The 15,154-nt window shown below is 62.9% G+C and carries 12 protein-coding genes; 5 read left to right on the top strand and 7 right to left on the bottom strand.

Annotation, left to right across the window (positions count from 1 at the left end):
- The first annotated feature begins 79 nt into the window (after window positions 1–79).
- Window positions 80–844, top strand: coding sequence for a zeta toxin family protein (locus tag HY019_RS12280; RefSeq protein WP_290692447.1), 765 nt, complete (start codon window positions 80–82; stop codon window positions 842–844).
- On the opposite strand, the gene ispD is transcribed toward HY019_RS12280, so the two are convergent.
- Window positions 789–1,541, bottom strand: coding sequence for a 2-C-methyl-D-erythritol 4-phosphate cytidylyltransferase (gene ispD / locus HY019_RS12275; protein ID WP_290692446.1), 753 nt, complete (start codon window positions 1,539–1,541; stop codon window positions 789–791). The genes HY019_RS12280 and ispD overlap by 56 nt on opposite strands.
- Window positions 1,542–1,655: 114 nt before the next feature.
- Between ispD and mfd the strand changes: the two genes are divergently transcribed.
- On the top strand, window positions 1,656–5,159 hold the full coding sequence (gene mfd, locus HY019_RS12270; RefSeq protein ID WP_290692492.1) for a transcription-repair coupling factor: 3,504 nt from the start codon (window positions 1,656–1,658) through the stop codon (window positions 5,157–5,159).
- On the opposite strand, the gene HY019_RS12265 is transcribed toward mfd, so the two are convergent.
- Window positions 5,141–6,844, bottom strand: coding sequence for an NAD(P)/FAD-dependent oxidoreductase (locus HY019_RS12265; RefSeq protein ID WP_290692445.1), 1,704 nt, complete (start codon window positions 6,842–6,844; stop codon window positions 5,141–5,143). The two genes, mfd and HY019_RS12265, sit on opposite strands and share 19 nt — an antisense overlap.
- 52 nt (window positions 6,845–6,896) lie before the next feature.
- Window positions 6,897–7,607, bottom strand: a complete 711-nt coding sequence (locus HY019_RS12260; protein ID WP_290692444.1) for a TfoX/Sxy family DNA transformation protein — start codon at window positions 7,605–7,607, stop codon at window positions 6,897–6,899.
- Between the two features lie 70 nt (window positions 7,608–7,677).
- Between HY019_RS12260 and serB the strand changes: the two genes are divergently transcribed.
- On the top strand, window positions 7,678–8,376 hold the full coding sequence (gene serB / locus HY019_RS12255) for a phosphoserine phosphatase SerB (RefSeq protein ID WP_290692443.1): 699 nt from the start codon (window positions 7,678–7,680) through the stop codon (window positions 8,374–8,376).
- Here serB and HY019_RS12250 read toward each other — a convergent pair whose 3' ends face one another.
- The gene (locus HY019_RS12250) at window positions 8,377–9,738 is read right to left on the bottom strand and encodes an aminotransferase class I/II-fold pyridoxal phosphate-dependent enzyme (RefSeq protein WP_290692442.1); all 1,362 of its coding nucleotides are present in this window, start codon (window positions 9,736–9,738) and stop codon (window positions 8,377–8,379) included.
- Window positions 9,739–9,782: 44 nt separating this feature from the next.
- Complete coding sequence (gene rraA / locus HY019_RS12245; protein WP_290692441.1) at window positions 9,783–10,280, bottom strand: ribonuclease E activity regulator RraA; 498 nt, start codon at window positions 10,278–10,280, stop codon at window positions 9,783–9,785.
- Window positions 10,281–10,422: 142 nt separating this feature from the next.
- Between rraA and HY019_RS12240 the strand changes: the two genes are divergently transcribed.
- Window positions 10,423–11,547: an acyltransferase gene (locus HY019_RS12240; RefSeq protein ID WP_290692440.1), complete on the top strand. Its 1,125-nt coding sequence runs from the start codon at window positions 10,423–10,425 to the stop codon at window positions 11,545–11,547.
- Between the two features lie 57 nt (window positions 11,548–11,604).
- A complete protein-coding gene (locus tag HY019_RS12235) occupies window positions 11,605–12,738 on the top strand; it encodes a glycosyltransferase (protein WP_290692439.1) in 1,134 nt (377 codons plus the stop codon).
- 7 nt (window positions 12,739–12,745) lie between these two features.
- Here the strand turns inward: HY019_RS12235 and HY019_RS12230 are convergent, their stop codons facing one another.
- Both HY019_RS12230 and HY019_RS12225 read right to left on the bottom strand, forming a co-directional pair.
- Window positions 12,746–13,756 (bottom strand): NAD(P)-dependent oxidoreductase, encoded by a 1,011-nt coding sequence (locus HY019_RS12230; protein ID WP_290692438.1) that lies wholly within the window; start codon window positions 13,754–13,756, stop codon window positions 12,746–12,748.
- Window positions 13,753–14,862, bottom strand: coding sequence for a Gfo/Idh/MocA family oxidoreductase (locus HY019_RS12225; protein WP_290692437.1), 1,110 nt, complete (start codon window positions 14,860–14,862; stop codon window positions 13,753–13,755). Before HY019_RS12225 ends, HY019_RS12230 begins: the two co-directional genes overlap by 4 nt.
- Window positions 14,863–15,154 lie beyond the last annotated feature (292 nt).

Here is a 15,154-nt window from a genome sequence, read left to right as displayed (position 1 = left end):
CCATGATGGGCCCACCAGATCAATGCGCCGCGAACATGACGGCGCGTGATCCCCTATTCCTAATCCAGAGAGACACGCCGTGGCCAAACTTGCCCACGTTCCCCGACTTTTTGTGCTGGCCGGCACCAACGGCGCAGGCAAGAGCAGCATTGGCGGCGCCACGATCCGCTTGCGCGGTGCCGAGTACTTCAACCCCGATGAAGCCGCCGCGCGCATCCGGGCTGCCCAGCCGCACCTGAGTGCCACGCAGGCCAACAGCGCCGCCTGGCATGAAGGCAAGCGCCTGCTGCAACACGCCATCGCCCATGGCCAGGACTACAACTTCGAGACCACCCTGGGCGGCAAGAGCTTTGCGGCCCTGCTCAAGGACGCCGCAGCCAAGGGCTTTGAGGTGCGGATCTGGTACGTGGGCCTGGCCAGCCCCGAGCACCACCTGGCGCGCGTCAAGGCACGCGTCAAAAAGGGTGGACATGACATCCCTGAGGCCGATATCCGCCGCCGTTTTGATCAGAGCCGATTGCAGCTCATCGAGTTGTTGCCGCACTTGAGCGAACTGCGCGTCTACGACAACAGCGATGACGCCGATCCCCACGCAGGCAAGGCCCCCAAACCGCGCCTGCTGCTGCATTGGCGGCAGGCCAGCATGGGCACACCCCGACATCAAGCCGATGTGCTGGTGCCAGCCTCCGCGCAGGACTTGATGAGCACACCGGATTGGGCCAAGCCGGTGGTGATGGCCGCGCTCAAGCTGCAATCGGATGCGCAGACCGTCCCGGCATCTGCCGACATCAAGGGCGCGTTGCCAACAGACGCTCGGCCAAAGCGAAATCGCCCGGCCAAGTGAGCTTGAAGTTATCGTACGCGCCTGGCACCAGACGGGGCTGATGCCCCAGTGCCTCGATGGCGCTGGCCTCGTCGGTGATGGTGGCCGCGGTTTGGGGATCAGCCAACGCTGACAACAATGCCGGGCGCAACAAGCCCACACGGAACATCTGCGGCGTCTGGGCGGCCCACTTGCCGGCGCGGTCCACGGTGGCTTGCACCCGGGCTTCACCTCGCGGCCCGGCCACAGCAGCCTTGAGCGTATCGGCCAGGGGCAAGGCCAGCAAACCGCCCACCTCGTCATCCTCGCAGGCATCGATCAGGCGCTCGACCCAATCTGGCTGGATCAGGCAGCGTGCGGCGTCATGCACCAGCACCCAATCGTGCGGCTGCGCGCCACGGGCCAGCAACTCGCCCAGGCCGTTGGCCACGCTTTCTGCGCGAGACGCACCGCCCACGCGGGCCACCCAGCCTCGTTCGCCCTCAAAACCGGGCACATGCTGCTCGAACTGGGCATCCTGCGGGGACAGCACCACCAGCGTCGCATCCAGCCGTGGCACCGCGGCCAAGGCCGCCAGCGTGTGGGCCACAACGGCCTTGCCCGCCACCGGGTGGTACTGCTTGGGCCCGCCCACGCCCGCCCGCTCACCCACGCCAGCACAGGGCACCAGGGCAAATGCACGGGGTTTGAATTCGTGTGAAGCAATCGTCAAAGACATGGGGTGATTGTCCCCCACCTAAAATGCGCTCTGGATTGAGTTTGAATTCGCCACACACGCCCGGCCACCCATGTGACCGGGCTATTGTCATTTCTGCACGCCATGCTGCCCGCCCTGCCCCTGCCCTCGATCGCCCCAGGCAAACGCTTCACCGTGCCGCGCCCTGCGGGCTCAGGCGATGCCCTGCTGTTGGCCCATTTCGCGCAAAGCCGCAAGGCGCAAGGCCAGATCACGGCCGTGCTGACCGCCGACCCGGCCGACGCCCAGCGGCTGCTCGACGAAATGGCCTTCTTCGTGCCGGACTTGCGTTGCGCCGTCTTCCCGGATTGGGAGACCTTGCCCTACGACACCTTCTCGCCCCACCAGGACCTGATCTCGGAGCGGCTGGCCACGCTGTGGCGCATGCAGCAGGGCGTGACGGCCCCGACCGGCGTGGACGTGGTGCTGTTGCCTGCCACCACGGCCCTCACCCGTCTGGCGCCCCCCTCCTTCCTGGCGGCCTATACCTTCCACTTCAAGCAAAAGCAAAAGCTCGATGAGGCGGCACTGAAATCGCAGCTGACCCTGGCGGGCTACACGCACGTGAGCCAGGTGGTGTCGCCGGGTGAGTACGCCGTGCGCGGCGGCCTGATCGACCTCTACCACATGGGCTCGCTCGTACCCTACCGCGTGGACCTCTTCGGCGACGAGATCGACTCCATCCGCACCTTCGACCCGGACTCCCAGCGCAGCCTCTACCCCGTGCCCGAAGTGCGCCTGCTGCCCGGCCGCGAGTTCCCCATGGACGAGGCCGCACGCGGCGCATTCCGCAAGCGCTGGCGCGAACGCATCGAGGGCGACCCGACCAAATCCCGCATCTACAAGGACATTGGCACAGGCGTGGCCACAGCGGGCATCGAGTACTACCTGCCGCTGTTCTTCGACGAGACCTCGACGCTGTTCCAGCATCTGGGTGAGCAAGCTGTTGTCGTGCTGCATGGCGACGTTGACGAGGCCCTGCGCCGCTTCTGGACTGAGACCAAGGAGCGCCACCGCTTCCTGCAGCACGACCCTGAGCGCCCGCTGCTGCCGCCCGAAGACCTCTTCCTCAAGGTGGAGGACTTCTTCGCACTGGCCAACACCCACGCCCAACTGGTGGTTCGCGGCACCGAGCCCACGGAGCCAGGACAGGCGCCATCCCAAGCTGGCGCGTGGGCCCGCCCCCTGCCCGACCTGAGCGTCGAGCGTGGCGGCCAAGACCCGCTGCGCAAGCTGGAACAGCACATCGACAAGACCGACAAGGACGGGCACCGCGTGCTGGTGGTGGCCGAGAGCGCCGGCCGCCGCGAAAGCCTGATGGAGCTGCTGCGCGACCACCGCATCAACCTGCCCAGCATCGACACGCTGCAGGCCTTTGTCGACAGCGACCACCGCCACGCCATCACCGCAGCCCCGCTGGCCGCCGGCTTCATCTGGAACGACCCGGCCAAGCCCGCGGTCGGCATCCAGTTCGTGACCGAGACCGAACTGTTCGACGCCACACCCACCACGCGCCGGCGCCGCAAGTCAGAGCAGGTCACCGACCTGGATTCGCTCATCAAGGACTTGAGCGAGCTGAACGTGGGCGACCCGGTGGTGCACAGCAACCACGGCATCGGCCGCTACCAGGGCCTGATCAACCTGGACCTGGGTGATGGCCCCTCCGAGTTCCTGCATCTGGAATACGCAGACAAGGCCACGCTGTATGTGCCCGTGTCACAGTTGCACCTGATCAGCCGCTACACCGGTGTGAGCGCTGAAGAAGCGCCTCTGCACAGGCTGGGTTCACCGCAATGGGACAAGGCCAAACGCAAGGCCGCCGAGCAGGTGCGCGACACCGCCGCCGAACTGCTCAACCTGTATGCCCGCCGTGCGGCCCGCGAAGGCTTTGCCTTCCGCTTCTCGGCGCAAGACTACGAGGCCTTTGCCGCCAGCTTCGGCTTTGAAGAAACCGCCGACCAGCGCGCCGCCATCCACGCCGTCATCCAGGACATGATCAGCCCCCGCCCCATGGACCGCCTGGTCTGCGGCGACGTGGGCTTCGGCAAGACCGAGGTGGCCTTGCGCGCAGCCTTCGTGGCCGTCACAGGCGGCAAACAGGTCGTGCTGCTGGCGCCAACCACCTTGCTGGCCGAACAGCATTACCAGAACATCTCCGACCGCTTCTCGCAGTGGCCCGTGAAAGTGGCCGAGATGTCGCGCTTCCGCTCTGCCAAGGAGATCAAGGCCGCGATGCAGGGACTGGAAGACGGCAGCATCGACATCGTCATCGGCACGCATAAGCTGCTGAGCGACACGGTCAAGTTCAAGCGCCTGGGCCTGCTCATCATCGACGAGGAGCACCGCTTCGGTGTGCGCCACAAAGAGGCCATCAAGGCCATGCGCGCCGACATCGACGTGCTCACGCTCACCGCCACCCCCATTCCGCGTACGCTGGGCATGGCCATGGAAGGCCTGCGCGACCTGAGCGTGATCGCCACGGCACCGCAGCGTCGTCTTGCGATCAAAACATTTGTCAGAAGCGAGAGTAGCAACACCATCCGCGAGGCCGTGCTGCGTGAACTCAAGCGCGGCGGCCAGGTCTACTTCCTGCACAACGAGGTGGAGACCATCGAGAACCGGCGCGACAAGCTGACCGAGCTCATCCCCGAAGCCCGCATCGCCATCGCCCACGGCCAGATGCCCGAGCGCGAACTCGAGCGCGTGATGCGTGACTTCGTGGCCCAGCGCCACAACGTGCTGCTGTGCTCGACCATCATCGAGACCGGCATTGACGTGCCCTCGGCCAACACCATCGTGATCAGCCGTGCCGACAAGTTCGGCCTGGCGCAGCTGCACCAGTTGCGTGGCCGTGTGGGCCGCTCCCACCACCAGGCCTATGCCTACTTGATGGTGCCCGACATCGAAGGCCTGACCAAGCAGGCCGCGCAACGCCTGGACGCCATCCAGAACATGGAAGAGCTGGGCTCGGGCTTCTACCTGGCCATGCATGACCTGGAGATCCGCGGCGCCGGTGAGGTGCTGGGCGACAACCAGAGCGGCAACATGATGGAAGTGGGCTTCCAGCTCTACAACGAGATGCTGGGCGAAGCCGTGCGCTCACTGAAGGCCGGCAAGGAGCCCGACCTGCTCTCGCCACTGGGCATGTTCGGCAGCAACACCGACGTGAACCTGCACGCCCCGGCCTTGCTGCCCGACGCCTATTGCGGCGACGTGCACGTGCGCCTAAGCCTGTACAAGCGCCTGGCCACGGCCGATTCACTCGACAAGATCGAGACCATGCTCGAAGAGATCGTGGACCGCTTCGGCAAGCTGCCGCCGCAAGCCCAGGCCCTGTTCGACACGCACAAGCTGCGCGTGCAGTCCAAGCCTTATGGCGTGGTCAAGATCGATGCCGCGCCCGGCATCATCAACATCACCTTCCGCCCCAACCCGCCGGTCGAGCCCATGCGCATCATCGAGCTGGTGCAGAAGAACAAGCACATCAAGCTGGCCGGCAACGACAAGCTGCGCATCGAGAAGGCCTTGTCAGACCCGAAAGACCGCGCCCAGTACGTGCGCGATCTGCTGCGGCAACTGGGTCAGCCCATCAAGGCCTGACCAGGCTTGGCGCCGTTCTTCGTGGCAGGCGCCTCGACACCCAGGATCGAGGCGCCCACGGCCTCGGCCACCTCGATGCCATCGACCCCTGCAGACATGATGCCGCCGGCATAACCCGCGCCCTCACCAGCCGGGTACAGGCCCTTGACGTTGAGGCTCTGGTAGTCGCGGCCACGCGTGATGCGCAATGGCGAGGAGGTTCGCGTCTCCACACCCGTCAGCATGGCGTCCGGCATCGAGAAGCCCTTGATCTGCTTGTCGAACGCGGGCAAGGCTTCGCGGATGGCGGCCAAGGCGTAATCCGGCAAGCTGCCATTGCCCTTCTGCGCCAAGTCAGTGAGCGTCACCCCCGGCTTGTACGACGGCATCACATTGCCCAGCACCTTGCTGCGTTGGCCCTTGATGAAGTCCCCCACCAGCTGGCCCGGCGCCATGTAGCGGCCCTCGCCCAACTCGAACGCACGCGACTCCCAAAAGCGCTGAAAGGCGATCCCGTCCAGCGGGTTCACGGGGCCGTCTTGCAGGCCGTCCTGGCGGTAGTCCTGAGGCGAGACGCCCACCACGATGCCGGCGTTGGCGTTGCGCTCGTTGCGCGAGTACTGGCTCATGCCATTGGTGACCACGCGATTGGGTTCAGACGTGGCCGCCACCACCGTGCCACCCGGGCACATGCAGAAGCTGTAGACCGCGCGGCCATTTTTGGCATGGTGGACCAGCTTGTAGTCCGCCGCCCCCAGGATCTCGTTGCCCGCATTGGGGCCAAAGCGCGCCTTGTCGATGATGCTCTGCGGGTGTTCGACCCGGTAGCCGATCGAAAACGGCTTGGCCTCCATGTAGACGCCACGCTCATGCAGCATCGTGAAGGTGTCGCGTGCGCTGTGGCCCAGCGCCAGCACCACATGATCGGCCTCGATCTGCTGGCCACCTTCCAGCGCCACACCACGCACGCTGCCCTGGTCGATGACGACATCCGTCACATGCTGCTGGAAGCGGACTTCGCCGCCGAGCGCTTCGATATCGGCCCGAATCTTCTCGACCATGCTGACCAGGCGGAAGGTCCCGATGTGCGGCTTGCTGACGAACAGGATTTCATCGGGCGCACCGGCCTTGACGAACTCGGTCAGCACCTTGCGCGTCAGGTGACGCGGGTCGCTGATCTGGCTGTAGAGCTTGCCATCCGAGAAGGTGCCCGCCCCGCCCTCGCCGAACTGCACGTTCGACTCCGGATTGAGCTCGCTCTGGCGCCACAGGCCCCAGGTGTCCTTGGTGCGCTGGCGCACCTCCTTGCCCCGCTCCAGCACGATCGGGCGCAGGCCCATCTGCGCCAGGATCAAGGCCGCAAAGATGCCGCACGGCCCGAAGCCGATCACGATCGGCCGCTTCTCTTGTTGGTAGTCCGCAGGCGCATGGCCGACGAACTGGTAGGTGGTATCCGGCGTGGGGCGAATATGGGTGTCGTTGGCCAGACGCTGGGCCACGGCCTGCTCGTCCGCATCACTCGTGAATTCGCAGTCCAGCGTGTAGATCAGCACAATGGCCGTCTTCTTGCGCGCGTCGTAGCTGCGCTTGAAAACGTTGAAGCGCTTGAGTTGTTCGTCCTTGATCCCCAGTCGGGTCACCAGGGCTGGGCGCAGGTCGCCCTCGGCATGGTTCAGGGGCAGACGCAGTTCGGTGATTCGCAGCATAGGCGCCGATTATCTCAAAGGGCGCCTGCGCTGCGAGGCTTCAAACCACCATTCAAGCCACCAGATGCCTCTGCACGTCTTCCAGTGCCATGAGCAGGCTGGCGCGGTCTGTTTCGGCCACCAGCTTCCAGTCACGCCCAGTCAGGGCGCCCTCCAGCGCCCACAAGAGATTCAGGCTGGCTTTGGGGCAAACGGCCTTGGTGCGGGCGTAGGCCATGACGGCGCCCAGGCGCTTCAAGTCCTCTCCCGAGTGGATGCCAGCCTTGGCCAGCATCTCCAGACTCTTGGGGCCCAGGTTTTTCAGCTCGGGAAACGAGCCCACGGCCTCCTGAGCCTTGCCATCCTTTGCACTGACCGCGGGCGCCACACGCTGCGCCTTGGTCGTCGCCTTGGGTTTGCTCGCCCGACCCGGCTTTTTCTGCTGCCGCACCGCGCACTCGTACGCCAACCTGGCCCAGTCCACCATGTGCGCCGGCTCGTCATAAACCTCGGGCGGTGCCTCGCAGTAGCGCAGCGAGGCCGTGCGCCCTTTGGACTCGTATTGAAAGCGCGGCAGGCCACGCTGCGCAAAACGCGGCTCAGAAATGTCGTCCACCTTGAAGTACAGCTTGTCTTCAATGATGATGGCCAGCATCAAACCCTGCCAGAAGATGCCGAAGCCACCGAACATGCGCTTGGCCTGCACAGGCGCAAAACCGGCCATCAACTCCACGACGAAGTTGGCAAACTCCTGCTTTTGACGAGGTGAAGCGGCGGCAGACATGCCCCAAGCATACGCGCGCCGGCAAGGCCGGGGATAATCACGCCTTCCCTGTGCCGCCCAGACCAGATCCATGTCCGCTCAAGAATTCGCCCCCGGCCTCGTCATCCAGCGCTTCACGCCCCCCCTGACGCTCTCGTCCTTCAAGGCCATTGCCTTCGACATGGACTCCACGCTGATCAGCATCGAGTGCATCGACGAAATCGCCGACGCGGTGGGCAAGAAGGCCGAGGTGGCCGCGATCACCGAAGCCGCCATGCGCGGCGAAATCACCGACTTCAAGGACAGCCTGCGCCGCCGTGTGGCCCTGCTCAAGGGCGTGCCCGCCGAAGCACTGCAAGCCGTCTACACCCAGCGCCTGAAGATCAACCCCGGCGCACCTGAACTGATCAACGCCGCCAAGGCCGCGGGCCTGCAGACCCTGCTGGTCTCGGGCGGCTTCACCTTCTTTGCCGACCGTGTGAAAGAACGCCTGGGTATGCACGAGGCCCACTCCAACACGCTGGAAATCGAAGGCGGCCTGCTGACCGGCCATGTGCTGGGCAACATCGTGGATGGCGAAGCAAAGAAGCAGCACCTGCTTGATCTGTGCGCCCGCATTGGCTGCGATCCGAAGCAGTCCATTGCCGTAGGTGATGGCGCCAACGACCTGCTGATGATGGGCGCATCAGGCCTGAGCGTGGCCTATCACGCCAAGCCCAAGGTGCGCGAGCAAGCCATGATCGCCATCAACGAAGGCGGACTGGACCGCGTGCTTGAGATCGTGCGCTGATCAAACCAGCTGAGACTGCGGGTCGCGGCCCGCGTTGATCTCGCGCAGCATGTCATCGGCCTGCCCGATGGCCGTGCCCAAAGCCTCCGCGCAGGCCTGAAGGTGCTCAGGCTCATGCGTGGCCATCAACTGCAAACGCAGGCGACTTGTGTTGCGCGCCACGGCGGGGTGCTCTACCAGATTGACCAACACGCCTTGCTCGACCATGAAGCGAGCGGTCAGCCTGGAGCGTGCAACGCCCCCCATGAGCACCGGCACGATGGCACTGGGTTGCCCCAGCACCTGCAAGCCCATGGCATCCAGCACCGCGCGCAACGCCGTCGAACGCTCGAAGATGCGCTGACGACAGGCCAAGCCCTCGCTGGACTGAACGATCTCCAGGCCCTTGAGCGCCACCGCCGTCTGGATAGGCGACGGTGCCGTCGAAAACGTATTGGGCCCCGAGCCAAAGCGCATGGCCAGTTTCAGGCCCGGATGGTTGCTGGCCACAAAGCCGCAATTGGCCGCAAAAGCCTTGGAGAAACTGCCCACCACCAGATCGATCTGGCCCAGCACGCCCTGCACCTCCATGGCCCCCAGGCCGTGCGCACGCCCCAGCACGCCGAGGTCGTGCGCCACGTCCACCAGCAAGTTGGCGCCATAACGATGCGCCAGCTCCTGATGCGCCTTCAGGTCAGGCACATCCGAATCCATGGAATAGAGCGACTCGGTCACCACCAGGATGCCACCGCTGGGATCCTGGGCACGCAAGCGCTTCAAACGCCGCTCCAGGCTGCTCACGCACAGATGGCGAAAGGCATAGACGCTGTTGGTTGCCGCCCGGGCCCCTTCCTGCAAGCTGGCATGCGCCAGCTCGTCCAGCACCACGTGGTCGGTGCGCCGCACCAGGGCCTTGACCGCGCCGAAACAGGCGCCCCACCCCGTCGGGAAGAGCACGCATTCGCTCATGCCCAACCATTGCGACATGGCCCGCTCCAGCATCACGGACGGCACCGAATTGCCCACCAGTGCAGGGCTGCCCGCCGCGTGCACACCATAGGTTTCGATCGCGTCGATGGCGGCCTGCCGGATCGCAGGGTGGTAGGACAAGGCCAGGTAATCCTGCGTGGCAAAGTTCAGGCATTGCCCCAGCGGGCGCCCACGCCGGTCGCTGGCAGCAACCTTCGTGAGCAGCGGCCCTTGAATCTGCTTTGAAAACGTGTCGACCTTGAACAGGTCCAGCATCTGGTCCCACAACACAGGCAACTGCCTGAAGCGCTCGACAAGCGAGCCGCGGGCGTGCTGGCCGGCATCCCGGCCAGCGTCCAGGGATGCGACAAAGTCTGCCAGCGTTCCCTGAAGCACCAGTTTGCATTCATCCATGGGGCCAGTATACGGCCCGACGGATGACATTTCGCACTGTAAAATCAGGCAGCTGGCTTGCTCATGATGACCATGCCGTCTTCATCGGCGTACAGCCAGTCGCCGGGCCGCACCCAGACACCCTGGATCTGCACCGCGATGTCTTTCTGCCCTTCGTTGCGCTTCTCGGTCGGCAGTGGCATCAGCCCCAGCGCCCGGATGCCCACATCGCACTCGGCCAGCTCGGCCGAATCACGCACGCAACCATCGACCACGACGCCGGCCCAACCATTCTTGGCCGCGGCCTTGCCCAGGTTGCCTCCCACCAGCGCACGGCGCACAGAGGCACCACCATCGACCACCAGCACACGCCCCAGGCCAGGCGAATCCACCGCGGCCTTGACCAGCGTGTTGTCCTCGAAGCACTTCACCGTGGCAACCTGCCCCGAGAACCTGATGCGTTGGCCATAGTCCTTGAACACGGGCGGCAAGACACGGAAATCACCGTCCGTGTCGTTTTTGTGCTCATCGCACAGATCGCAAGTTGCAAAATTGGCACTCATGCACAACGCTCCATCAACATATATTCACTTCAACTGAAGTTGCCCACTCATCCAAACACCCAGCCCCCTGGGCTGAGCGATTGACGCCGTTATCGGTCGACACTATCGTCTCCAGCTTTGCTGGCAACGAACATACTAAAGCATGACCGTCTCTCAGCCAGTGACCACCGCGTCGCCTGGTGCAAGCTTGTTGACAAGAGCCCTCAGCACAGGCCGCATACCCGGACTGGACTTCCTGCGCGCCTTGGCCGTGCTGTTTGTCCTGGCTGATCACTCTGGTGTGATTCCTGAAGGCATACCCAATGTGATGAATGGCGCCATTGGCGTCGAGATATTTTTTGTGCTCAGTGGATTTCTGATCACCTGGATGCTGCTGGGTGATATCGAAAAACAGGGGCGCATTCACCTTGGCGACTTCTACCGCCGGCGCTTCGCGCGCTTGATGCCCGTTTTTTACACCTATGTGTTGCTGGGCATGGCTGCGCTCTATCTCACGCACAAGACCATTCCATGGGGCGCCGTGGGCACCTCTCTGGTGTACGTGCTCAACTACTACCAGGGGCTGCACGGCGCCCAGACGCACTTTCTGTCGCACTGCTGGTCACTGGCCGTTGAAGAGCAGTTCTACTTTTTATGGCCCTTTGCCCTGATGCTCATGCTGCGTGCAGGCCATCGCCTGGACAAAAGCATTGCCGTGATCGTGCTTTGCGTATGGATTTACCGTGCAGCCTTGTACCAACTCGGCCTGGCCAGCGACGAATACCTGTATCGAGCACTGGAAACGCGCGCCGATCATCTGCTGATCGGCTGCCTGCTTGCCGTGGGCTTGCGCCGCCCACAAGCCAAAGAGTGGATTGAACACCTCGAACAAAAAGCCCCATGGCTCCCCATCCTGCCGGCACTTGTCCTGATTGGGTCGGGCGCCCTGGATGGCAACCTTCATTACCGCTACACATTCGGCTACATCATCGAGCCACTGGCTGCCGCCGCCCTCATCCCCCTGGTCATCATTCGGGCCAAGCGAAATGAGGGCGTACTGGCCCGCTGCATGAATGCCTCGCTGGTGGTCAAGATGGGCCAGGCCTCTTATGGCATCTACCTCTTCCACCAATTGCTGCTGTACAGCCTGCGAACGAGAATCGAAGCCTTTACCGGGTCCTTTGCGCTTGGCTTCCTTGCTGCCGTGGCGATCCTTTCGGTCCTCGCGCACCTGTCCTACACCCGCTTTGAAATGCCGCTCCGGCAGTGGCTGAACCACAGAGCCTGATCGCCTCAACACATACCGCCCCAAGACTCTATGACCCGTATTGCGCTCGTGACCCCCATGCTCCCGGTACCACACGATCAGACCCGCGGACGCTACATTCACGAAACAGCACGGTCCCTGTCCAAGCTGGCCACCGTCAAGGTGTTTTTTCAGCAATCGCAGTACCCCAAACTGCCCTTCGTGGCGCCGCGCAGCTTCCTGGATGGCCAAGTCGGGGCTGACTACCGCATCGACGGCATTGATGTGGAAACCTTCACCTATCCCGTCTTTCCTGTGATCTCACGCGCCATCAACGGGCACGTGAGCAGCCATCTCCTGACACCCCGGGTAGCGGCCTTCAAGCCAGATGTCATCCTGGCCTACTGGGTCTACCCAGACGGCTACGCTGCCTTGAGAACCGCGCGCAAGCTTGGCGTGCCATGCGTCGTCGGCGCACTTGGCTCGGACATCCACGTACGTGCGGGCATCAACAACTTCATGACACGTCGGACGATTGCCGGTGCAGATGCACTATTGACTGTCAGCGAGGCCATGCGCCAGACCGCCATCACCGACTTTGGCGCGGCACCCGACCGCGTCCACACCATCGTCAACGGATTCAACACCAGCGTGTTCCATCCGCGCAGCCAGCAAGCGATCCGGCAGCGCCTGAACATCCCGCTTGACGAACAGATGATCATCTACGTGGGCCGCTTCGTCGAGGCAAAAGGCATGCACGAACTGATCCAGGCCTTCAAGGCCATGGCACTGAAGAACAGCAAATTGAGTCTGGCGCTGATTGGCGATGGCGTCATGAAAACCGAGTTGCTCAACTTGATTGCGCAAGCTGGCCTGCAAGAACGCGTGCGCATCCCTGGCGGGCAACCGCCTGATCAGGTGGCAGAGTGGATCTGCGCATCAGACGTGCTGACACTGCCCAGCTGGTCGGAAGGCTATCCCAACGTTGTCGTGGAAGGTCTGGCCTGTGGCAAACCGGTGGTGGCCACCGACGTGGGCGGCACCCGTGAAATCCTCAACGAGCGCAACGGCATCCTCATCCCCCCCAGGCAAGCGCAGGCACTCCAGAGCGCACTGGAAAAGGCACTCGCCACCCAATGGGACCACGCTGCCATCGCCCAGGCCATGCAGAGAACCTGGGACGACGTAGCGCGGGAAACCCTTCAGGTCTGCACAAAAGTCACAAGAGGCTGATCAACACTCACTTCTTGAGTTGTTCGCGCCAATGCTGAAATGAGCGCCGGATGCCATCTTCCGTGCTGACACGCTGAACCCAGCCAATCGCCTTCAAGGCTGCATTGCTATAGCGCAGCGGGCGATACATCGAGTCAACGACATAAGGCGTGAAAATCGCAGGCAACTGCCCCTTCGAACGCTTGTGATACGCCACCAGCATCTTCGCCCCCAGGCGAAACGCCCAGAAGGGCACCGGCACAACGCGCATGGACTCCACCTCGCAGCGATACCGCTTCAAGTAGCCGCGACAGGTAGGCAAATCGTCATCAACCACACTGAACGAGCTGCCAGCTGGTGCACTCAAGGCCGCCTTGGCAACCGCATCAGCACAGTTGTCGACATAGGTCAGGGGCAACAAAGCACCGCCCCCCAACGAGAAGAAGAAGCCCATCGCGCGAATCCCCACGCGTGATGAGAACGCGCCGCTGCCCGGACCGTAGATCACGCCGGGCCGCAGGATCACCGATTCAAAGCCATGTTCGCGCTGGAACTCGTTGAACATGTGCTCCTGCCGCGTCTTGGCGTAACCATAAGGCCCACGCTCAACTCCAACACGCTCGATGGGTGTCGCCTCGGTCAACGTTTGCCCGTGCTTGAGTGACGCGGCCTCATAAACCGAGAACGAGCTGATGAGCACGATGCGCCGCACCCCTTGGGCACACGCGGCCTCCAACAGGTTTCGCGACGTCAGCACCGTGTTGGCAAACATGTCGGCTGCAGCGCCCTTCATGCCAGCCGCCGCATGCACCACGCAATCCACACCAGCCACCAAGGGCTCCAGCGCCCCTCGGGACAAGAGATTGGCCTGCGCCACTTCGATGGTGGCCTGCGGATACTTGGCACGAAGCGCCTCCACCATGCCCGATGGCGGCGTCTGGCGAACATGCACACGAACGTGCTCAACCCCCTGGCTCAGCAAACTGTCGACAATGCGACGCCCCAGGAAGCCCCCCGCACCGGTTACCAATACCTTCACGACCGAGCCTCCATACCTTCAACCAAACGGTCAATCACATGACACACGCACAAAATGTGATCCGGCGGGATCGGGTCGGGGCCATTTTTTTCCACGGCATCGTAAAACCTGTCCAGCAAGACACGCATGCACTGGAAATAGTGATATTCGTGGCGCCGAAACAGCCCGACATTGCGCCAGCCATTGCGCCAGAACGCCCGAGCCTGAACGAACGCCGGGAACAGGCGCCCCAGCGCGCTTGGCTGCGCCCAGTTCGCGGCTCTCACCAGAGTTCGGGCGGTGTAATCCAGCTCGACCGTGTCTTTTGTGCCGACCACGCGCAAAGCATGCGCAACAGGGCGCCCATGCGCACTGATCAAGCCTGTCACGGTGGTGCCGCCACTTCGCAAAATAAAGCGCAATTCGTCAGACAGGGCGTCCAGCACCTGGTTGCCAGAAGCAGGCCGGCGACGGAACGCCATCACCCTCACATCAACATCATCGCCAATGTGCGCCACCACCTTCGCCAGCACGTGGTCCAGTACATTGTGAAAGAGCTTGCCCGGCAAGCGATGCACCCAATGCCCGGGGTCAGACATCACAGCCAGCCCATAGTCGCCGTTCAAGTTGTACCCATACAAGGTGTCAAGGTGAACAACATCACCCAACCCCTTGTTCGCCAGGATGCCCTCCAGCTCAAGCCCAGGAGGCTCGAAGTTGTAGAGGTAATTGACACTGACCTTTTTACCAAGACGATTGGCCAAATCGAGAATCACCCGAGCGTCTTCAGCGGTCAGGGCAAAAGGTTTTTCGACAAAAACATGGCAACCGGCATTCAAGGCCATACACGCCAGCGCCACATGCGACTCGGGAGGGGTCGCGATGTGAACGACATCTGGCTGGCAAACGCGCAGCATTTCCTGGGCATCGACAAAACGCCCCGGAATACCCATGCGAACGGCCAATTGCTCAACCATCAAGGGCTCTCGGTCGCAAACAGCGACCACCTCGCCGCGCCCGATGGCTCGTATCTGCTCAACGTGGCCGTCAGCGATCTTGCCGCAGCCAATAATTGCAACCTTCAGCACGCGCCTCCCATTGATTTCAAACACCGATTTGGAAACCATTTTAACGCTCGGCCACAGCCACACACAGCCCCAACCCGGGGGAGTGCAAAAGATGCGCAGGCTGCAGCCAACAAGCTCCGCCGCAACAACCAACTACACCAGAAACAGTACGCGGTCAGAAAAAATACCACCCATATTCAAATCCATAATACGCATCGAACATTTGACTTGAAATACAAATTCACCCGTATCGTCCAGCCCAATGCAAGCCCCACACGCCAACAACATGCAGCATCTTGACCGCACACGGCTTGATGCCTCAAACAACTGTGTAGCCCCCCTCCCGAACGAG

The sequence above is a fragment of the Aquabacterium sp. genome (genome assembly GCF_016195855.1).
Classification (GTDB): Bacteria; Pseudomonadota; Gammaproteobacteria; order Burkholderiales; family Burkholderiaceae_C; genus Aquabacterium.
The sequence above is the reverse complement of the archived record's forward strand: the minus strand, read 5'-3'. Positions and strand labels throughout refer to the sequence as shown.

Coding starts and splice junctions, on each gene's coding strand:
- ispD (WP_290692446.1), bottom strand. CDS start 1,541: ATGTCTTTGACGATTGCTTCACACGAATTCAAACCCCGTGCATTTGCC.
- HY019_RS12265 (WP_290692445.1), bottom strand. CDS start 6,844: ATGCTGCGAATCACCGAACTGCGTCTGCCCCTGAACCATGCCGAGGGC.
- HY019_RS12260 (WP_290692444.1), bottom strand. CDS start 7,607: ATGTCTGCCGCCGCTTCACCTCGTCAAAAGCAGGAGTTTGCCAACTTC.
- serB (WP_290692443.1), top strand. CDS start 7,678: ATGTCCGCTCAAGAATTCGCCCCCGGCCTCGTCATCCAGCGCTTCACG.
- HY019_RS12250 (WP_290692442.1), bottom strand. CDS start 9,738: ATGGATGAATGCAAACTGGTGCTTCAGGGAACGCTGGCAGACTTTGTC.
- rraA (WP_290692441.1), bottom strand. CDS start 10,280: ATGAGTGCCAATTTTGCAACTTGCGATCTGTGCGATGAGCACAAAAAC.
- HY019_RS12240 (WP_290692440.1), top strand. CDS start 10,423: ATGACCGTCTCTCAGCCAGTGACCACCGCGTCGCCTGGTGCAAGCTTG.
- HY019_RS12235 (WP_290692439.1), top strand. CDS start 11,605: ATGCTCCCGGTACCACACGATCAGACCCGCGGACGCTACATTCACGAA.
- HY019_RS12225 (WP_290692437.1), bottom strand. CDS start 14,862: ATGGTTTCCAAATCGGTGTTTGAAATCAATGGGAGGCGCGTGCTGAAG.